The sequence below is a fragment of the Oceanospirillum linum genome (assembly GCF_001995095.2).
GTDB lineage: Bacteria > Pseudomonadota > Gammaproteobacteria > Pseudomonadales > Halomonadaceae > Oceanospirillum > Oceanospirillum linum.
Window position 1 is genome coordinate 185,269 of the sequence record NZ_MTSD02000004.1, and the last position, 20,849, is coordinate 206,117.

Here is a 20,849-nt window from a genome sequence, read left to right on the forward strand (position 1 = left end):
CAGATTCTGACTACGGGTTGCGATGACAGCGTTTTAATTCACTGATCAACTCTTTGATGAGTGGTGTTAAAGCTGCATTCTTCGATGTTATCAGCATCACAGGGATCTCATAATGATACCGCTCTGGCAAAATCGCTTTTAGCTGACTCTTTTCGACCCATTGGTTCGCATAATGCTCTGGCAGATAACCGATAAACCGCCCGGACAGCACCATATGTGCAATGCCCTGATCATGGTAAGCCGTGGCGGTATTCTGATAATTTAACCCGTCATTTCGGGTTTCTTTATCCCTCTGATAATGGCTGGAAACTATTTCAGCCTCCTGAAGCAAGGCTTCACGGGCATCATCATCGCAATCAAACAACGGATGCTCAGAAGAGCAATACAAGTAGTTCACTTCGTCCTGTAACGGGTAGTAGTCCAGCCCCCGAATAGGATGACGGCTCACACCCAACCCCACCATAGAGCGCCCGCTGATAACCGATGTTTCGACTTCTCTTGCTTCACAAACATTGATTTCAAACTGAATGGAATTGCTCTTATCTCTGAGCGCTGCGATCGCTTTTGAGATTCCACAGCGCGGATCGTTAACCAGATTATCAATCGAGGCGATGGTGACACGGCCTGTCAGTTCATTTTTGGAGCTGGCAACGGTCGCGGCAAAGGCTTCGCACTGTCTGAGCAGTTCGAGACTGGCCTGATAGGTGATACGTCCGGGTTCTGTTATCTCAAAACCGCTTCGTCCACGTTTGCATAACGTCAGGCCCAGCCGGATCTCAAGGTCAGACAGATGAGCGCTGATGGTTGAGCGACCGATGTTTAACCTTGATTCCGCTGCCGATAAACCGCCGGATTCAACAATTGCGACAAAGATTCTTAAGAGTTTTAGGTCGACATCATGGATCTGCATATAAGAATTTCTCCGCTGCATTGCAGCTCTCATCTTTTGTTCGGTAACTATTGTTCGATAATTTTAGTTCGGTAAATCCGGAATAACGCCCGGATATTCTTTATCTATAAAACTTAAGTTGCAAGATATAGTTCTCCCAGAAGCGAGATTTTCACCGGAGAACTATAAAAATGACGTTTAAATACGGGATAGATACCCTCACTGTTGAATGGGTCAACGGCATCGCCAATGGCTCTGTGGAAACGGAGCTTTGTCAGGAAGCAAAAGACAAAATCAACACCAGCCGGAAAAATGTTGAGCACATGGCCAGCTCAGATTCTGCGGTATACGGCATCAATACCGGTTTTGGCCCTCTGTGTGATACCCAGATCTCTCCTGCTGAGACCAATCTGCTACAAAAAAACCTGCTGATCACCCATGCGGTTGGCGTAGGTAATCCTATCAACAAGTCCATCTCTAAGCTGATGCTGATTACCAAAATCCACGCGCTAAGCCAGGGATTTTCGGGTATCCGTCTTGAAGTTGTTGAGAGAATGCTCAAATTTTTAGAGCTGGATCTGATTCCTGTCGTACCAGAGCAGGGTTCAGTGGGTGCTTCAGGGGATTTAGCACCTCTTTCACATCTGTTTTTACCGTTAATCGGTGAAGGTGAGTTCTGGCAGGGTTCAGAAACGGTGCCGGCGATCTCTTTGTTAAAAGCGCATAACTTAGCGCCTATGGAGCTTGAGGCTAAAGAAGGGCTGGCGCTGATTAACGGCACTCAATTTATCCTGTCTCACGCCATTACTGCACTGGTTAAAATGCGCTACCTGCTGGATTTAGCGGACTTAGCTGGTGCCATGAGCATTGAAGGTATGCAGGGAAGTTCTTCACCGTTCAGAGCAGAACTGCACCAGACCCGGCCATTTCCGGGCTGCGTGGAAGTGGCCGCCAGAATGCGGGGCTTTTTTGACGGTTCGCAGAATATGGCATCGCACACCAACTGTGATCGTGTGCAGGACCCGTACTCACTGCGCTGTATTCCTCAGGTGCATGGTGCATCCCGAAACGCCTATAAACACCTGAAAGAGTTAGCTGAGATCGAAATGAACTCAGTGACGGATAACCCTATTGTGATCAGTCAGGAAGAAGCTATTTCCGGTGGTAGCTTCCACGGTCAACCTTTGGCGATGGCATTGGATTATGTGTCTATCGCGGCGGCTGAGCTGGGTAATATTGCCGATCGTCGTTGCTATTTACTGCTTGAAGGCATGCACGGTCTGCCAAGAATGCTAACCGAATCCGGTGGCTTAAACTCCGGCCTGATGATTCCTCAATATGCCACCGCAGCTTTGGTCACTGAAAACAAATCACTGTGTTTCCCACCATCAGCGGATAGCGTACCAACCTCAATGGGGCAGGAAGATCATGTCTCTATGGGCAGTATTTCGGGTCGTAAACTCAATCAGATCCTCGGAAATCTGGATAAGATTCTGGCCATTGAACTGATGTATGCCGCCCAGGCGATCGATTTCAGACGCCCGAATACCTGCTCAGAGAAAATCGAGCAGAACCATCAGATTATCCGTCGCAAAGTCGCCAAACTAGAAGAAGACAGACTGCTAAAACCTGACATTGACGCCATGATCGAGCTGGTTCAGACGCAGGCGCTCTGTGTCGATTCGCCAGTAAAACACGCTTAAACCGGGAAAACATAAGGAGACGCTGACAATGAATGATATCCATCTTTTTCAACAAACGATTATGCAAGGCATTCCTGCGAGTTTACCCGCTGCAAAGCCGTACCCGGAGAACGCCAACCGGGCTCCGAAACGAAAAGATATTTTAAGTACGGAAGAAAAACAGCTGGCGGTGCGCAATGCGCTGCGTTACTTCCCGAAAGAGTGGCATGCAGAACTGGCGCCTGAGTTCACGAAAGAGCTGAACGACTATGGCCGGATCTATATGTACCGCTTTAAGCCTGAGCACTCATTGAAAGCGCGCTCAATCGAGGATTATCCAGCTAAGTGCCAGCAGGCCGCTGCGATCATGCTGATGATAGACAACAACTTAGATCCGGCGGTGGCTCAGCATCCGGAAGAACTGATCACCTATGGCGGTAATGGCGCGGTATTCCAGAACTGGGCTCAGTATCTTCTGACCATGAAGTATCTGAGTGAGATGGAGTCGGATCAGACGCTGCACATGTATTCCGGTCACCCGATGGGTCTTTTCCCTTCTTCTGAAGAGGCTCCAAGGGTCGTTGTGACGAACGGTATGATGATCCCGAACTACTCCAAACCGGATGATTGGGAAAAATTCAATGCTCTGGGTGTGACCCAATACGGCCAGATGACCGCCGGATCCTTTATGTACATAGGTCCGCAGGGGATCGTTCACGGTACAACCATTACGGTGATGAATGCCTTCCGTAAAGTACTGAATAAAGGAGAAAGCCCAAAAGGTAAGATCTTCTTAACCGCAGGTCTGGGCGGTATGAGTGGTGCTCAGCCTAAAGCAGGTAACATTGCTGACTGTATTACAGTCTGCGCTGAAGTGAATCCTAAAGCGGCCATCAAACGCCATGAGCAGGGCTGGGTAGACGAACTGGTCGATAATATGCCGGATCTGGTTGCCCGTGTTCGCAAAGCACAGGACAACGAAGAAGTTGTCTCCATCGCCTTTATCGGTAATGTGGTCGATGTCTGGGAAAGCTTCCTGGCTGAGGATATTTTCATTCATTTAGGTTCTGACCAGACCTCACTGCATAATCCCTGGTCCGGTGGTTACTACCCGGCAGATATTAGCTACGAAGAATCAAACCGTTTGATTCGTGAAGAGCCGGAAGTCTTTAAAGAAAAAGTACAGGCCACACTGAAACGTCACGCCGATGCGATCAATAAGCATACGGCTAAGGGCACCTATTTCTTCGATTACGGTAATGCCTTCCTGCTTGAAGCATCGCGTGCAGGTGGTGATGTGATGGCTGAAAACGGTATCGACTTCAAATATCCCTCTTATGTTCAGGATATTCTGGGGCCGATGTGTTTTGACTATGGTTTTGGTCCCTTCCGCTGGGTTTGTACTTCAGGGAATCCTGATGATTTGGATAAAACCGATGCGATTGCGGCGAAGGTACTGGAACGCATCATGCGCGATTCTCCGGAGGAGATTCAGCAGCAGATGCAGGACAACATCACCTGGATCAAGGACGCGAAACAGAACAAACTCGTGGTTGGCTCACAGGCGCGTATCCTTTATGCCGATGCACAGGGCCGGGCAGAAATTGCCAAAGCCTTTAATGATGCCATCAACGCCGGTGAGATTGGACCTGTGGTATTAGGCCGTGATCATCACGATGTCAGCGGCACGGACTCCCCTTACCGTGAAACGTCAAATATCTATGATGGCAGCCGTTTTACTGCGGATATGGCGATTCATAACGTGATTGGTGATGGCTTCCGGGGTGCAACCTGGGTATCGATTCACAATGGCGGCGGTGTCGGTTGGGGTGAAGTGATCAATGGCGGTTTTGGTATGTTGCTGGATGGTTCTGAGGCCTGTGAGCGTCGACTGAAAAATATGCTGTTCTTTGATGTAAACAACGGCATCGCACGACGCAGTTGGGCCAGAAATACAGAAGCTGATTTCGCCATTAAGCGTGAAATGGAGCGCACGCCTAAGCTGAAAGTCACTCTGGCCAATCAGGTTGATGATGGCTTACTGGACGGTTTGGGTTTCTAAACTTTTGATAGTCATTATCAGAATGCCATCCATTTTTCGGATGGCATTCAAACCCTGTCTCACCTGTAAGTAAAAGCACCCGAGCCCGGGTCGCCATAAAGTGATAAGAAAGAGAGTGTCTTATGACAATTAGAGATACCGTGATGAATCAGAGCAATACTGGTGCTCATCGCTGTGACCTTTTAATACACAACGTGTCTTTAGCGACAATGGATTACGAAACGCCAGACCCGGTATCTCACTATGGCCGGTTAGAAGATGGTGTGTTGGCTGTCACGGCTGGGCGAATCAGCTGGGTCGGGGCGGCAGCAGATGCTCCCGAGTTTGACGCGATTGAACGGATAGATGGACAGAAAGGTTGGCTGACACCGGGGCTGATCGATTGCCATACGCATCTGGTTTATGGCGGCAGTCGTGCCCGTGAATTTGAGTGGCGTTTACAGGGTGTGTCTTATGAAGAGATTGCCCGTAAAGGCGGCGGCATTGTCAGTACCGTGATCGCCACCAGAGCGGCTTCTGATGAAGATTTATTTGCTTCAGGTTTAAAGCGTTTACAACGTCTGATGGCTGAAGGAGTGACAACGGTTGAGATCAAATCAGGCTATGGCCTTGATACTGACACTGAGCTGAGAATGCTGAGGGTGGCGGGTCAGCTGGCAGAACATACCGGGCTGACGATCAAACGAACCTTTCTGGGGGCCCATGCGGTTCCTGCCGAGTACAAACATGACCCGGATACCTATCTGGATATTGTGATCAATGGCATGTTGCCCTTAGTAGCCGAGCAGAAACTGGCCGATGCGGTGGATGTGTTCTGTGAAGGTATTGGTTTCTCTCCCGAGCAGACCCGACGCTTATTCGAAGCGGCGGTAAAACACGACTTGCCGGTAAAAGGCCATGTTGAACAGCTGAGTGATCTCAAAGGGGCGGTACTGGCGGCAGAGTTTAATGCCTTGTCTGTCGATCATCTGGAATATCTCGCGGAAGAAGATTTACCGGTTTTAAAGCAGGCCGGAACCGTTGCTGTGATGCTGCCAGGCGCCTTTTATTGCCTGAAAGAGACGCAACTGCCACCGATAAAAGCGCTGTTTGAACACAATATTCCGGTGGCGGTCTCAACGGACCTGAATCCGGGAACATCGCCTGTGGCATCTCTGCTGCTCGCAATGAATCAGAGCTGTGTGTTATTTGGCATGACACCGGAGCAGGCACTGGCGGGCACCACCTGTCATGGCGCAAAGGCATTGGGGTTAGAAAACAGCAAAGGTGTACTTAAAGTGGGTTATGACGCGGATCTGGTGTTGTGGCCAATCGAGCACCCCAGTGAACTCAGCTACGGCATTAATATGCATCGTCCAGAAAAAATCTGGCTGGCGGGGCAAGACGCGAAAAGAAACGGAGTGAATCCATGACCGATAACCCCGCAGATATGACGGTATGGGCTGGTCGGGTTGATAGTGAAGAGACTGGTGTCAGCACGCGCTGGCATCAGGAGATCAGCCCATTACCCGCGGACGGTGTTGAGTCGGGTAGCATTGCCATTCTGGGTTTTGCCTGTGATGAAGGCGTGCGCAGGAATAAAGGGCGTCAGGGAGCCAAAGAAGGCCCGGCTGCCATTCGTCGGGCATTGTCCAATGCCGCCTGGCACCTGCCGGTTAAAGCCTGGGATGCGGGTGATATCCGTTGTGATGATGCGTCAATGGAGGTCGCGCAAAATCAGCTGGCGGATAAAATCACCTTCCTGCTGGATAATGGCCTTAAACCTGTTGTACTGGGTGGTGGTCATGAGATCGCCTTGGGCAGTTATCAGGGCGTGGCACAGCATATTTACGCTAAAGAGAAGAGTGCCCGTATTGGTATTGTCAATCTGGATGCGCATCTGGATCTGCGCAATCCGGATATTCAGCCCAGTTCAGGCACGCCGTTTCGCCAGATTGCTCAATGGTGTCATGCCAAGAGCAAAGCATTTCATTACTACTGCATCGGCGTTAACGAAACGGCTAATACTCAGGCGTTGTTTGAATTTGCCCGCGAGCAGGGAGTTAAATGGCGTCTGGATCGTGATTGTAAAGCCACGGATCTGGAAGCGATTCGTCAGGACATGAAGGACTATCTGGCAGAGCTGGATTACCTCTATCTGACGATCTGTCTGGATGCCTTCAGTGTGGCCGTAGCTCCGGGTGTCAGCGCGCCGTCCGTTATGGGGCTGGATGCGGTGACCGGATGTGAAATCATCCGCCTGATCCTGCAAGACGCCGCTGCAGCACATGTCCCGGTGGTGCTGACGGATATCGCTGAGTGCAACCCATTGTTGGATGACGATGACCGCACCGCCAGACTGGCTGCGAGGCTGGTGGCGGAGATTAGTCAGGAGCTTACCCAGGAGTTACCCCAGGAGCTGGCCAGGTAACCGTATAGAAGCAGCCTTATGGCTGTTTCAGGTTTATTTTTAGTGTGTTGTGTCCTCCGGCCACGCTTTTTTGTAGACTCTTTTAAAGCTAAAGCTAAAGCTAAAGCTAAAGCTAAAGCTGAATTTGAGCTATTGTTATATTTATCCTGCATAATTATTGAGCCTGATGTGTTTCAATAGCTTTATTCGGTTTAAAACAATAACTTCTGAACGCCCGTTATTGCGTTTGATGTGTCATTTCCGATGCTTATTCAGTTCATCGGGAAATTATCAGGGTAACGGCTGATCCTGTACTCAGGTCAGGTTTCAGAAGGTTTAAGGAGACACCCATGCAGCAACTCTGGCCAGATGCTTTAACGCAGGCCCATGAACCGAACTTTATGTCCCGTGCCCGTCGCATTGGGCAGCGGTATTTATTGGGCGCTTTTACCGCCTTATTGATGACTGCTCAACCGTCATTTGCGGCTTTGCAGAACAATGAACAACTAGCGGAACAGCGTCAGCTTTTTGAGCAGCTTTATGATCAGGTCGGCAAAGGGCGGTTATCTCAGGCCCGTAAGAACCTCAGTGCACTGGATGACTATCCGCTGAAACCTTATCTGGAAGCTCGGATGATCTCCCGGCAGCTGGAATCATTGAACGCCCGTGAGGTTAACCGCTTTGTTGAGCAGAATATGGATCTACCGGTAACTGAGACGTTACAGCAAAAGTGGTTGAATACACTGGCAGCGCGTAATGACTGGGCAGGATACCGCCAGTCATATCAGCTATTCCCGCCGAGGGGAAGTCACTACAAGTGCCTGATGCTCAAGGCTGAGATGAAGCAAGGTTCTCTTGCCAAGCATCTTGATAAGGTGACTGAGCTTTGGATACAGGGCAGATCACAGCCTAAAAGCTGTGACGCTGTTTTTGCCTTCTGGCAACGCCAGGGCGGCCTGACGTCATCGGTTGCTGAAACCCGTTTCTGGAATGCGGTTAAGGAGCGTAACTTTTCTCTCGCACGCTATGCTGAGAAAAAAATCAGTCAATCCGCAGGCAGAAAAAAAACGGCCCTTTTATGGCAGGTGCGCAGCCATCCTGAACGCTGGTTGACACGGAAGTCGTTCTCTTCTTCTGATCACACCCATCGTATTATTGTGGATTATGCGGTACGACGGCTGGCCCAGAAAGATATGCGCCTGGCGGCCCGCCGCTGGCTTTCCCTGCGGGATCATTTGAACTTTACTCCAGAACAGAAGGCGAAGCTTAATCATTATCTGGGGATTCGTTTGGCTTTGCGTTTCTATGATGATGCGCCTGAGTTAGTGGCTAAGATCGACCCTGACTTTCAGGATGCAGAGATCACGGAGTGGCGCATTCGTTTGGCCTTGAGTCAACAGGACTGGCCGCAGGTTCAGCTACTAATTGATAAATTACCGGAAGAGCAGCAGTTGACCAGTCGCTGGCAGTATTGGCAGGCAGTGGCAGAGCAGAATATAACCGGTCAGTCCCAGAATGAACGCTTTTCCAGAATTGCTGTAGATCGTAGCTATTATGGCTTTTTGGCTTCGGAGCAGCTTGGACAACCCTTCACCCTGAATTATGAACCGGCATCTTTTTCTGCCAGTTTGCAGCAAAATCTTCTGTTATTGCCTTCAGTCCGGCGCATGTATGAACTCATTCAGTTGGAGCAGTTTAACTATGCTCGCCAGGAGTGGAACCTACTGTTTCCAACCTTAAATGCAGAACAAAAGTATGCGCTTTCCCATTTGGCGGGCAGTTGGGAGTGGCACTCACAAGCCATTGCCGGTGCAGCCCAGGTGCGTAAATGGAATGATCTGCAGCTGCGTTTCCCGCTGGAATACGCTGAACTGTATCAGCAATCAACCCGTCAGCGGAATATTCCCCTGAACTGGGCTCTGTCTATTACCCGCCAGGAAAGTGCTTTTAATCCTCTTGCCCGCTCTGGCGTTGGTGCTATGGGACTGATGCAGCTGATGCCTAAAACAGCCCGGCAGACGGCTAAAAAGATTCGTCAGAATCTGTCAGCGATAAAAGAGCTTTATAATCCGGCAACCAATATTGCATTGGGAACAGCCTATTTAGCACAGATGCTGGATAGGTTCGATGGCAGCCGGATTTATGCGACTGCAGCGTATAATGCAGGCCCTTACCGGGTTAAGGGATGGTTAAAGAAACGGGGGCACTTGCCGCTTGATATCTGGGTGGAGGTTATACCCTATAAAGAAACCCGAACCTATGTTCAGCGTGTACTGGAGTATGGTGTGGTGTACGACATGATGGCTAATCGGCCAACCCGCCTGTTGGACGATAGTGAGCGTCAGCTGCTGGCTCTGAATTTTTTAAATGATGACGGTGCTGTGGTAGCGGACTAATTGACGTGACCAGAGGGCTGTAAATTAAGGTATGTAACAAAGAGGTTGGCTACCTTCTGTCAGCACGGCGTGACTAGCCCGTTCTTGCGTAATGGTTATTGAAACGAAGAAGTGTTCAAGAAGGATGGCCCTGTGTTGTGTGCAGGGCCATTTTTTTTGGGAAGCTACTATGACGTGGGGCAATACATCTGATGCAGAGTTCGGATAACTGTACTCGCGCGATCACCGTTAAGCGAATAGTAGATAGTTTGAGATTCACGACGGGTTTTGACCAGCTCGTCGCGGCGTAGAACTGCCAGGTGCTGTGAAAGTGCAGACTGACTCAGGTCTAATGATTCGTTAAGCTCACTGACGGATAACTCTTTGCCATCCAGGTAGCACAAAATCATTAGACGGTTTTCGTTGGCCAGTGCTTTTAACAGTGCGGTAGCTTCCTTGGCATTATCACGCATTGCCACTAGATCAACGTTTTCTTGGACTGATTCCTCGAAAATTGCCATCGTTTATAACTCGCTAGAACTAATTTAGTTGTAATTAATATTAGTATATTTTACGGAGATCAACAAAAAAACAGTTTCATTACCGTAATAAGAATGATTATAAAGGGAGTTACATCAGCATGAAAGCAAACTGATAATTATATATTCGATTGTCAACACTACGCGGTGTGGCCTTTAGTATTAGAAGTGGCTTATGGTTTCTTTGTCGACAGTTAACAAAATTCACGAATGGTGCCTACAGCCATCAGCCTATATTTTATAGGCTTCTCAGCGGGATGCACCTTTTGTCTTAGTTTCAAGAGGGACTTTATCCATTAAAGTTGTCGACGATTTAAAGGAGTTTTGTCGACAATTGCCAAATCCCTCAAATGTCGATGACTAAGCTCATACAACTCACCTATAACAACTAAAAAGAGGTCTTGCCACATGACCTATCAGGCACAATACGAAAAATCGATACAACAACCTGAACTGTTCTGGGCGGAAAAAGCCGCCGATATCCCTTGGTACACCAAACCAAGCCAAATTCTTGGTAAAGATGAGTTTGGCACGGACCGCTGGTTCATTGATGGTGAACTCAATACTTGCTATGCGGCCGTTGACTACCATGTTGAGAATGGCCGTGGTGATCAGATTGCGGTTTATTATGATTCACCCGTGACCGGTGTTAAAAAATCGATCACCTATAAAGAGCTGCAGACTGAGATTGCAACGTTTGCAGGTGGCCTTGCAGCCAAGGGCGTTGGCAAAGGTGATCGGGTGATTATCTATATGCCAATGGTTTCGGAAGCATTGGTCGCGATGCTGGCGTGTGCTCGCCTGGGCGCTGTCCATTCTGTTGTATTTGGTGGCTTTGCACCCCACGAGCTGGCCGTTCGTATTGATGACGCTAAACCTAAGGCGATTATTTCAGCCTCATGCGGTATCGAGATCCAAAAGGTTATTCCTTATAAGGCGATGCTGGATAAGGCTATTGAACTGGCTGAGCATAAACCTGATTTCTGTGTATTGCTGCAGCGCCCGCAGGAAAAAGCAGAGCTGATTGAGGGGCGGGATTACGACTGGCAGTCTCTGGTTGCCGGCGCGGAGCCCGTGGACTGTGTTTCGGTTAAGGCTACGGATCCTCTCTATATTCTGTACACCTCGGGCACAACGGGTAAGCCAAAAGGGGTTGTTCGTGATAATGGTGGTCATGCTGTTGCACTGAAATACAGTATGAAAGCGATTTACGATATGAACCCTGGTGAAGTCTTTATGGCTGCGTCCGATGTGGGCTGGGTTGTGGGTCACTCCTATATTGTTTATGCACCGCTACTGGCAGGCTGCACTACGGTTGTTTACGAGGGTAAACCGGTTCGCACGCCGGATTGTGGTGCTTTCTGGCGATTGATTGAAGAGTATAAGATTAAGGCCTTCTTCACAGCTCCGACGGCTTTTCGTGCGGTTAAGAAAGAAGACCCGGACGGGCTACTGCTGAAAAACTACGATATCTCATCGATGAAAAATCTTTTCCTGGCCGGGGAGCGTCTCGACCCGCCTACGTTCCACTGGTTGCAGGAGTTGGTTGGTGTGCCTGTGGTTGACCACTGGTGGCAGACAGAAACCGGTTGGGCCATCGCGTCCAACCAGATGGGTATTGAGCCTCGCCCTGCTAAAGCCGGGTCGGCTACTGTGCCAACCCCTGGCTTTGATGTTCAGATTCTGGACAACAAAGGCAACCAGATGCCCGCAGGAGAGCAGGGTAGTGTCTGTATTAAACTACCCATGCCGCCGGGTTGCTTAGCAACGGTTTATGGCGATCCTCAGCGTTTCCAGAGTTCTTACCTGAGCACTTTTGATGGCTATTATCTGACCGGTGATGGCGGTTATATTGATGAGGACGGTTATGTCTTTATCATGGGGCGTACGGATGATGTGATCAATGTTGCAGGTCACCGTCTTTCAACAGGCGAGATGGAAGAAATTATTGCCTCCCATGATGGTGTTGCTGAATGTACTGTGATTGGTATCAATGATGAGCTTAAAGGCCAGTTACCGGTCGGCCTGGTGATCACTAAAGATGGTTATGAGGGTGACGATGCAACATTAGAAGCGGAGCTGGCAGCCCTGGTGCGCAAGGAAATTGGTGCTATTGCCTGCTACAAGCAGACTATCGTTGTTGACCGGTTGCCTAAGACGCGTTCCGGTAAGATTCTGCGAGGCATTTTGCGCTCTATTGCCGATGGTAAGAGCTATCAGGTACCTTCAACGATTGATGACCCGGCAAGTCTGCCGGAGATTGAATCTGTCATGGCAGATCACAATATTGGCGTTGCAGGGAAAGCTGTCTGACTTCCCTACGCCTGCGTTGATGTTTAATCAGAAAAGCCGATCTTAGTGATCGGTTTTTCTGTTTCTGGAGGTAGAGGAGTGCTGTGATACACTTGCTACAAATCCAAACAATTAGGGATAGTTAATATGAGTCAGTTTGATTTCGATCTTTTTGTGATCGGTGCCGGTTCCGGTGGTGTACGTGCCGCGCGAACCGCAGCTGCTTTAGGCAAGAAGGTAGCGGTAGCAGAAGGCCGTTTTCTGGGGGGCACCTGTGTCAATATCGGTTGTGTTCCTAAAAAACTGTTTTCCTATGGCTCTCATTTTCATGAAGAGTTCGCCCAGGCTGCAGGTTTTGGCTGGAGTGTCAGCCACTCAGATTTTGATTGGCCAACACTACGTGATAACAAAACGAAAGAGATTGAACGTCTTAATGGTGTCTATCATAACCTGTTGGTGAATTCAGGTGTTCGTCTGATTGAAGGTTACGCCCATTTTGAAAGTGCCCATGAGGTTAGTGTTAACGGCACAACGTATTCAGCAGAAAAGATCTTAATTGCCACTGGCAGCGAGCCGTTTATGCCTGAGTTCCCCGGCAATGAATATGCGGTTAGTTCTGATGCCGTCTTCTATCTGGACGAGTTCCCTAAACGGGCGCTGGTACTGGGCGGTGGCTACATTGCGGTTGAGTTTGCAGGGATTTTCCACGGACTTGGTGCTGAAAGCCATCTGGTCTACCGGGGAGATCAGCCTCTGAAAGGTTTTGATGAAGAGGTTCGCCAGTTTGCATCGGAAGAGATGCAGAAGAAAGGGGTTCAGTTCCACCTGAATACCAATATTGCGTCTGTTGAGAAGCAGGCATCCGGCTTATTGGTTACCCTGACCGACGGCGAGACGCTTGAGGTCGATCTTGTGCTCTGTGCCACGGGTCGGGTGCCTAAGACAGAAGGCCTGGAGCTGGATGCAGCTGGTATTAAACAAGGGAAAGGTGGCAAGGTTTTAGTGAACGATGAATTTCAGACCTCGGCACCTTCTGTCTTTGCATTAGGGGATGTTATCAATCGTATGCAGTTAACGCCTGTGGCACTGGCTGAAGCGATGGTGTTTGTGAATAATCAGTTTCAGCCGGATCTTCCGGCGAAACAGATGGATTATACGAATATCCCAACTGCAGTGTTCTGTCACCCGAATATTGCTACGGTAGGTATGTCGGAAGAGGAAGCGCGGGAGGCGTTTGACAGGATTGAGGTCTACAGTGCAGGTTTCCGGCCCATGAAGCATACCTTATCCGGCTCAGATGAGCGTCACCTGATGAAACTGGTCGTGGATGCGGATTCCCGTAAGGTTGTCGGGGCCCATATGGTGGGTACAGATGCCGGTGAAGTGATGCAGGGTATTGCGGTGGCGATTAAGGCTGGTGCAACTAAAGAGATATTTGACAGTACTGTAGGGATTCACCCAACGGGTGCGGAAGAGTTCGTGACCATGCGGACCGTTAGCCGAAACTAATTCCGGCGTTGTATCGAAACCATCCCGACGAAAAAGGCTCCCTCCGCTATGTATTATAAAGCGGAGGGAGCCTTTTCAGATTAGCACCCGTGTAGGGTTAATCCGTATGCTGGCTTCAGCGATCAGATCGCGAACAGCGAGTTGAGCTTTGTTGCCAGCATCATATTACCCTGAGCCTTGATTTTGCCGGTCATGAAAGCAGTCATACCGTTAACACTGCCACTGAGAACACCCTTCAGTGTCTCCTGGTCCATGATTAGGGTTACCGATGGATCATCGTGTTCGCCGGTGCCAACATTACACTCACCGTCTTTTATTTCGATGAAATACTCACCACCATCTTTAATATCAAACTGAAATACTTCATCCATACCCTGAGCGGCCTCAGGCTTAAAACCTTGCTTCAGATTCTCGATCACTTTGCCAATATCGGTCATAGCGCTTACCTTTTATGATTTCTTATCGTTTTGGTCGGCTTGCGACCATCTGTAAGAAGAGCATATTTCAAACGTGTGTTTGAATCAACCCTGTTAACCGGAATATTGGCAGGAAAGAATACACAGTCAGAAACGCATCCTGTATGCTTGCCGGCGTATTAAAAGAGGTGGGGTAATCCGTGTACGAATTTTTTTCCGAGTATGGTTTGTTCTTCGCTAAGACAGTGACATTAGCGATTATTTTTATCGGTTCTATTCTCCTTGTGGTTGTTGCCGCTGCTCAGGGTAAGCGGAAACCGGGGGAGGGTGAATTTGAGATTGAGCACCTGAACGAGAAGCTTTCTGAAACAACAAAAGCGGTTAAAGAAGCTGTTTATGACAAACACGCTTTTGAACACGAGCTGAAAGCTGAAAAAAAGGCGGAGAAAGCGAGAAAAAAAGCAGCTAAGACCAAGAAAGATGAGCCGGAATCTGAAGATGCCCGCAAGCGGGTTTTTGTTCTGGATTTTGACGGTGATATCCGGGCTTCTGACGTTGACTCATTACGGGAAACGATCAGTGCCGTACTGACCATTGCACGACCGGAGATTGATGAGGTTGTTGTCAAGCTGGAAAGCGGCGGTGGTATGGTTCACAGCTACGGTTTTGCGGCCTCACAACTGAAGCGCATCACCAATAAGAATATTGATCTGACGGTTTGTGTTGATGCCGTGGCGGCCAGCGGTGGCTATATGATGGCCTGCACAGCGAAAAAGATTTTGGCTGCACCGTTTTCTATTATTGGATCTATTGGCGTTGTTGCGCAAATTCCTAATTTTAATAAATTGCTGAAAAAGCATGATATCGATTATGAAGTCCTGACTGCCGGTGAATATAAGCGCACCATGACAGTATTTGGTGAAAATACCGAGGAAGGACGGCAGAAGTTTGTTCAGGACCTTGAAGAAACTCACGTCTTATTCAAAGACTTTATCCATGAGCAGCGCCCGGGCCTGGATCTCAGTAAAGTTGCGAATGGCGATGTTTGGTATGGTAAGCAGGCTCTGGAACTGGGCTTGGTTGATGGCTTGAAAACCAGTGATGAGTATCTGCTGGAGAGTTGTGACGATGCCGATGTTTATGAGGTAAGTTACGAAATTAAAACCGGACTGGTGGATCGCCTGGGTGAAATGGTCTCCCTTAGTCTGAGTAAAACTGCAGATCGTTTTCTGACCCGTGCGCGCAAAACAGAGATCGAACGTTAAGCGCCAGGGCAGGGCTAGTGGACTAGCATCGCAGCGGCGGTAAAGCATAGCTTACCGCCGCTTTTTGTTTTATAAGCCTGTTTATTCGTTCCATTCGGCCGGATCTTTGGTTTGCTCGAAGCCAGCCTCTGACCACGCGGCAAAACCTCCAAGCATATTCGTAACCCGAGTAAAGCCCATATCCTGCAGTGTTTTGGTGGCTAATGCACCCCGGCCACCCGCTTGGCAATAAACAAGGATCTCCTGATCTTTATCCTGTAGTTTCGGATGGGCATCAACCCTGAACTCCAGAACCCCACGGGGTACATCGATAGCTGAAGGCAGGTGAGCTTGCATAAACTCCTGTGGCTCGCGCACATCCAGCGCCAGCGCACCCTGTTGTAGCTTTTCAGAAGCCTCCTGAATGGAGCACTCATTAATCTCCGCTTTGGCAGCTGTTACAAAATCCTGTGTGGTTAATGCCATGATGACCTCTTGTATTGACGGGTGACAAAATGTTACATCTCAGGCTTTAGCAAAGGCTGAGGTTAAAACTGCCTGCCTAGTATGCCTTTTATTATTAAGACTTGTCTAATTAAAGCGTTGCTAACGTTTTATATCATCCAGAAAAGACAGCCAGAGGTCCTGGAACCCGGTATTAAGATCGGAGTTCTGCAGGTAGCGGCGGAAATGCTGTTCGACTTCAGAAAAACTCATGTCAAGGTTTTCAATGCCTTTTAGGGCGTTGAGTGGGGACATTCTGAGTTGCTGCTGTAGCTGAAGTTGCTGGTTAAGGGGGGTATCCGGCTTAGCGGCCGGTTTTTTCGCGGTTGTGGTAGCTTCCTGCGGCATTCCGGTGTTTTCGAAAGCCTGGTTTTCTACGGTAACGGGTTTCTGTGGACTCGCGGTGACGGAGTCCTGCAACTGCTGCCGCTTTTGCTCAATCCGACTGCGAAGACCGCCTTCAGCGCCAGATTTTGTGACATCCGACATCAGCTGTTGTGCTTCGTCCGGTGCTGTCTGATAGAGCTTTGATAAGCTATTTAAGGTATTGATATCTTTGACTGCATGTTGGTCAGCAAAAACCTGAACAACATCCGGCGTCTTTAGGAGTGAAAGGCGTTTGGATAACCAGCTGGGAGAACGGCCTAAAGCCTGGGCGACCGCCTTTTTATTTCCGGAAACATCAACCAGCCGTTGTAAGGCCCGAGCTTCCTCCAGAGGTGCAATATCTTCTCGTTGATTGTTTTCTATAATCTGTAAAGCCAATACGGTACTGTCAGATTCCGGCCGGATGATAGCGGGAATAGACTCTTTTCCGGCGTAATCATGGGCCCGCCATCGACGCTCACCCATAATGATTCGGTGGTTACCATTAGCATCTTCTGGCTGAACTACAATCGGTTGCAGCAGGCCATTTTCTTCAATGCTTTGCGCAAGGTCCAGCAGAGACTCGTCGTCGAAGCTTTTACGGGGTTGGTCGGGGTCTGGTATAACTTTATCAACGGGAAGGTGAATCAGGGGTTGTTGTTTTAACTGATCCTGTAATGAAGTTCCCCACTCCTGTGATGGCTGTTCTTCACCGGAACTCCGTTTCGAACCTTTTTCATCCAACAGATTAAAAAGCATCTTGACCCTCTGGCTTTTGATTGTTTGCTGTATAGGGCATTTTTTAACGAAAGCCTTTGGATGTAAAGCGCTTACTTTAACTACACCAAAAACCTTCACTGGGGTAGAATGCGCGGGTTTTGTCATCTGTTTTCGAGGTTCTTAATGTCCACAGAAAATCCTAAAGTTGGTTTTGTCAGTCTGGGTTGCCCAAAAGCACTGGTTGACTCTGAGCGTATCCTGACACAGCTGCGTACTGAAGGTTATGAAATCTCTCCATCCTATGAGGGCGCAGGTCTCGTGGTGGTGAACACCTGTGGTTTTATTGATGCTGCGAAAGCAGAGTCACTGGCAGCTATCGGTGAAGCACTGGAAGAAAATGGCAAGGTAATTGTTACCGGTTGCATGGGTGCGGATGGTGATCAGATTCTTGATGCCTATCCTCAGGTGCTGAGTGTTTCCGGGCCGCAGCAATATGAACAAGTTGTTGGAGCTGTTCACGAATATCTGCCACCGAAGAAAGACCACGACCCCTTTGTTGATCTGGTTCCGCCCCAGGGTGTAAAACTGACACCCCGTCATTATTCATATCTGAAGATTTCTGAAGGCTGCAATCATCGCTGTACGTTTTGTATTATTCCGGCGTTACGGGGTGATCTTGACAGTCGTCCTGTGGGTTCGGTGATGGATGAGGCTCAGCGCCTGGTTGATGCAGGTGTTAAGGAGCTACTGGTTGTTTCTCAGGATACCAGTGCCTACGGCGTTGATCAGAAGTATAAGCTGGGCTTCTGGCAGGGGCGGCCAATGAAGACCCGCCTGAAGGAGCTGTGTGAGGCGCTCGGTTCTCTGGGGGTTTGGGTGCGCCTGCACTATGTTTATCCTTATCCGAGTGTGGATGCGGTGATCCCTCTGATGGCGGAAGGCGCCATTGTGCCGTATCTGGATATTCCGCTGCAGCATGCCCATCCTGAGGTGCTTAAGATGATGAAGCGGCCTGCGGCATCAGAGAAAACCATGGAGCGGATCAGGAAATGGCGGGAAATCTGCCCTGAAATAGTTATTCGCAGTACTTTTATTGTTGGCTTTCCTGGCGAGACCGAAGCGCACTTTGAGTATTTGTTGGACTTCCTGCGTGAAGCCCGTCTTGATCGCGTGGGTTGCTTTACTTATTCCCCGGTTGATGGTGCGCCGGCCAATGAGTTGGCAGACCCTGTTCCGGAAGAGGTTAAAGAAGATCGTCTGGCGCGCTTTATGGAGGTTCAGGCAGAGATCAGTGCTGAAAAGCTACAGGAAAAGATCGGGCAGGAGATGGATATTCTGATCGACCATGCGGGCCCTGATGGTGCCATTGGCCGAACTAAGGGAGACGCTCCGGAAATTGATGGTGAAGTGCATCTTCTGGATGTTAGTGGTCTGGAGCCGGGGCAAGTGGTACGGGGTCGTATCATTGAAGCGGATGATCATGATCTGTGGGCTGAGCTGGTCTGAACCTGAGGTCCGGCCTTCCGGTATAAAAAAGGCTTCATCCTTTGCAGGGATGAAGCCTTTTTTTATCTGTCTATTTTCGGTTGGGGCTAAACGGTAGGGCGTTCAACCGCAGCCTGCCACAACACAAAAACCAAAGCCAATGCTGGGGCTATTGCTACAGCAGGCAGGATGACATCAGGAGTAACAGATGCTACCGCCGCGATGATAGCGACACCAGCAGTCATCGCCAGATTAACGAACAGATTTGAAAAGCCGCCCATGGTTTGATCCTCAAAATGTAAGTGTTACTTAATTGCACAATGGTAACACTTTTTTCGTTGATCTCAATATGAGTACTTCCCGGAAATTCGGTTTTACAGCGTCAGGAGTTTACAGGTGTCACTTTATTTTTACGCTGTATATGGTACAAATCGTAGCAAAATGCAATAACGGCAAGCCAGATCAGAGAGAAGGCGATGAGCTGCATCCCCGAAAAAGGCTCTTTGAAGATATAAATTGCCGTAATAAATTGCATGGTTGGGTTAATGTACATAATAAAGCCGATCACAGTCAGAGGAAGCTGTCTTGCTGCTGCCGAGAAAAGCAATAAAGGAACCGCGGTAACAATACCTGAGAGCATCAGATAGGTTCCGGATAAGTCGATAGTAGCGCCTGTTTTGGCAGGTAACGGGTTAAGCCCGGAACTGCCAATAGCGACTAAGAAGAGCAGAGCAGGAATGACCAACCAGCCGGTTTCCAGAAACAAGCCGTTAAGGGTTTCAAAAGGAGCCTGTTTACGTACCAGGCCATAGAGACCAAAGCTGGAAGCCAGCATTAGAGATATCCAGGGCAGGCTGCCGACGCGATAAATTTCAAAGGCAACGGCGATGCAGGCGAGAGCGATGGAGAGGCTTTGTAGAGGCCGAATTTGCTCTTTCAGAATAAAACGGGCAAGAAATACGCTGACCAAGGGGGTGAGGAAATATCCCAGGCTCGATTGAATCACTTGGCCGGTGCTAACTGCATAAACGAAAATCAGCCAATTTGTTGATATCAGTATTGCCGCTAAACCGGACCAAACCATTGCCTTTACTGAAAGTGCAGACTTAAGTGCCTTCATCTTTCCAAGGCCGATGACAAGCAAGAGGCAAAGCAGAAAAGACCAGACGATACGTGCCGAAATCACTTCAAAAGGAGGGGTATGGGAAACTAGGGAGAAAAAAAGCGGAAAACAACCCCATATCAGGTATGCAAGTACACCTGTACCAAGCATTTTTAAATTCATAATGAGTTCCTTGAGTGTATTTATAGGTCTTATGGTCCACTGAGGGTATCTCTTGGATACGTTAGTTTTTTTCAGCAGCAAGATTACGGCGTCTGGGGATGGGTATCGTCAGCGCACAGGAGGTCCATTTTTATAAATGAGGGGGGCAAAAAAGACTGATAAATGAATTAGTTAATCAGCTTGTCTGGCTAAGTGATTTTCACTAAAAAGTGTATTATAAAAGATTATCGGGTTACCTGAACAGGTGAGCCATACGGAATAATTATTCAGATACTGTGGTCTTCTAATGGGGTTTTTGTGCAATTGATACCAAATTATTTTGATCTGTCCGTGCAGGATATGATCGCTTTCGTCTGGTTTGTTTTTTGGTGGACGCTGTATTACTTTTTTTCCAAAAAAGCGATGAATAAAGAGGTGTGTCTGGCAAAAGTGATGCACGCTTATCGGGTTGACTGGATGACCAAATTACTTGACCGTGAGGTAAGAATTGCAGACACGACGATTATGACCCATCTGGAGCGAAACGGCTCTTTTTTTGCGTCCAGTTGTCTCTTGATTCTTGCGGCGCTGTTTACAATGCTGGGGGCTACAGATAAAGCGATGGGAGTGTTATCAGAGCTACCTTTCGCAGCCTCTGACTCAAGAATTGAGTGGGAGCTGAAGGTTTTGCTTCTGATTGTTATTTTTGTCTATGCGTTTTTCACATTTACATGGTCTATGCGGCAGTATAATTTCTGTGCAATTCTGATCGGTTCTGCACCTCATCCGAATGATCAGGATGTTACTCCCCAAGGGCGTAAGGCTTATGCCCGACATGCTGCAGATCTGATTGATCTGGCTGCAAACCAGTTTAACTATGGGTTGAGGTCATATTATTTTGCTCTATCTGTTCTTTGCTGGTTCTGGCACCCCTATATTTTTATGCTGGCGACAATACTGGTTGTTCTGGTGCTTTATCGGCGTGAGTTTCATTCCAAGTCGCTAAAGGCTTTACTGGCGGCACGGGATGCCAGTATCGAATTTAAAGGAATCTTCCGCTAGACGTTAATGATCTGTGTTTTGTGATCCATGTGGCAAAAAAGACAAATAGTG

Annotated in this window: 17 protein-coding genes; 10 read left to right on the forward strand and 7 right to left on the reverse strand. The window is 48.7% G+C overall.

What is annotated here, in order from left to right; translation table 11 throughout:
* Positions 1-10 precede the first annotated feature (10 nt).
* Positions 11-910, reverse strand: coding sequence for a LysR family transcriptional regulator (locus tag BTA35_RS11350; RefSeq protein WP_078319938.1), 900 nt, complete (start codon positions 908-910; stop codon positions 11-13).
* A 170-nt stretch (positions 911-1,080) separates the two neighbouring features.
* Between BTA35_RS11350 and hutH the strand changes: the two genes are divergently transcribed.
* The 5 genes from hutH (at position 1,081) to BTA35_RS11375 (ending at position 9,418) form a co-directional block, all read left to right on the forward strand.
* Positions 1,081-2,592 carry a histidine ammonia-lyase gene (hutH, locus tag BTA35_RS11355; protein WP_078319939.1) on the forward strand — a complete coding sequence of 504 codons (1,512 nt, stop codon included), beginning with the start codon at positions 1,081-1,083 and terminating at the stop codon, positions 2,590-2,592.
* A 28-nt stretch (positions 2,593-2,620) separates the two neighbouring features.
* Complete coding sequence (hutU, locus tag BTA35_RS11360; RefSeq protein ID WP_078319940.1) at positions 2,621-4,633, forward strand: urocanate hydratase; 2,013 nt, start codon at positions 2,621-2,623, stop codon at positions 4,631-4,633.
* A 122-nt stretch (positions 4,634-4,755) separates the two neighbouring features.
* Positions 4,756-6,045 carry an imidazolonepropionase gene (hutI, locus tag BTA35_RS11365; protein WP_238377571.1) on the forward strand — a complete coding sequence of 430 codons (1,290 nt, stop codon included), beginning with the start codon at positions 4,756-4,758 and terminating at the stop codon, positions 6,043-6,045.
* Complete coding sequence (gene hutG / locus BTA35_RS11370) at positions 6,042-7,043, forward strand: formimidoylglutamase (RefSeq protein ID WP_078319941.1); 1,002 nt, start codon at positions 6,042-6,044, stop codon at positions 7,041-7,043. Before hutI ends, hutG begins: the two co-directional genes overlap by 4 nt.
* Positions 7,044-7,372: 329 nt before the next feature.
* The gene (locus BTA35_RS11375; protein ID WP_078319942.1) at positions 7,373-9,418 is read left to right on the forward strand and encodes a transglycosylase SLT domain-containing protein; all 2,046 of its coding nucleotides are present in this window, start codon (positions 7,373-7,375) and stop codon (positions 9,416-9,418) included.
* 167 nt (positions 9,419-9,585) lie between these two features.
* On the opposite strand, the gene BTA35_RS11380 is transcribed toward BTA35_RS11375, so the two are convergent.
* Positions 9,586-9,870, reverse strand: a complete 285-nt coding sequence (locus BTA35_RS11380) for an ArsR/SmtB family transcription factor (RefSeq protein ID WP_078319943.1) — start codon at positions 9,868-9,870, stop codon at positions 9,586-9,588.
* A 447-nt stretch (positions 9,871-10,317) separates the two neighbouring features.
* On the opposite strand from BTA35_RS11380, the gene BTA35_RS11385 reads away from it, so the two are divergent.
* Positions 10,318-12,249, forward strand: coding sequence for a propionyl-CoA synthetase (locus BTA35_RS11385; protein ID WP_274378427.1), 1,932 nt, complete (start codon positions 10,318-10,320; stop codon positions 12,247-12,249).
* A gap of 126 nt (positions 12,250-12,375) precedes the next feature.
* Entirely contained in the window at positions 12,376-13,737 is a 1,362-nt protein-coding gene (gene gorA, locus BTA35_RS11390) for a glutathione-disulfide reductase (protein ID WP_078319945.1), read from the forward strand.
* A gap of 122 nt (positions 13,738-13,859) precedes the next feature.
* Here gorA and BTA35_RS11395 read toward each other — a convergent pair whose 3' ends face one another.
* Positions 13,860-14,174: an SCP2 sterol-binding domain-containing protein gene (locus tag BTA35_RS11395; RefSeq protein WP_078319946.1), complete on the reverse strand. Its 315-nt coding sequence runs from the start codon at positions 14,172-14,174 to the stop codon at positions 13,860-13,862.
* A 179-nt stretch (positions 14,175-14,353) separates the two neighbouring features.
* Here BTA35_RS11395 and sohB point away from each other — a divergent pair, with 179 nt between their 5' ends.
* Positions 14,354-15,418, forward strand: a complete 1,065-nt coding sequence (gene sohB, locus BTA35_RS11400; RefSeq protein ID WP_078319947.1) for a protease SohB — start codon at positions 14,354-14,356, stop codon at positions 15,416-15,418.
* An 81-nt stretch (positions 15,419-15,499) separates the two neighbouring features.
* Here sohB and BTA35_RS11405 read toward each other — a convergent pair whose 3' ends face one another.
* Positions 15,500-15,883 (reverse strand): rhodanese-like domain-containing protein, encoded by a 384-nt coding sequence (locus tag BTA35_RS11405; protein WP_078319948.1) that lies wholly within the window; start codon positions 15,881-15,883, stop codon positions 15,500-15,502.
* A gap of 120 nt (positions 15,884-16,003) precedes the next feature.
* On the reverse strand, positions 16,004-17,026 hold the full coding sequence (locus BTA35_RS11410; RefSeq protein ID WP_160055144.1) for a ParB/RepB/Spo0J family partition protein: 1,023 nt from the start codon (positions 17,024-17,026) through the stop codon (positions 16,004-16,006).
* Positions 17,027-17,170: 144 nt separating this feature from the next.
* Here BTA35_RS11410 and rimO point away from each other — a divergent pair, with 144 nt between their 5' ends.
* Positions 17,171-18,493, forward strand: coding sequence for a 30S ribosomal protein S12 methylthiotransferase RimO (gene rimO, locus BTA35_RS11415; RefSeq protein WP_078319950.1), 1,323 nt, complete (start codon positions 17,171-17,173; stop codon positions 18,491-18,493).
* Positions 18,494-18,579: 86 nt separating this feature from the next.
* On the opposite strand, the gene BTA35_RS17930 is transcribed toward rimO, so the two are convergent.
* Both BTA35_RS17930 and rarD read right to left on the reverse strand, forming a co-directional pair.
* Positions 18,580-18,753: a hypothetical protein gene (locus BTA35_RS17930; RefSeq protein ID WP_160055141.1), complete on the reverse strand. Its 174-nt coding sequence runs from the start codon at positions 18,751-18,753 to the stop codon at positions 18,580-18,582.
* 101 nt (positions 18,754-18,854) lie between these two features.
* Complete coding sequence (gene rarD / locus BTA35_RS11420) at positions 18,855-19,757, reverse strand: EamA family transporter RarD (protein ID WP_078319951.1); 903 nt, start codon at positions 19,755-19,757, stop codon at positions 18,855-18,857.
* Between the two features lie 297 nt (positions 19,758-20,054).
* Here rarD and BTA35_RS11425 point away from each other — a divergent pair, with 297 nt between their 5' ends.
* Positions 20,055-20,798, forward strand: a complete 744-nt coding sequence (locus tag BTA35_RS11425) for a DUF599 domain-containing protein (protein ID WP_238377572.1) — start codon at positions 20,055-20,057, stop codon at positions 20,796-20,798.
* Positions 20,799-20,849 lie beyond the last annotated feature (51 nt).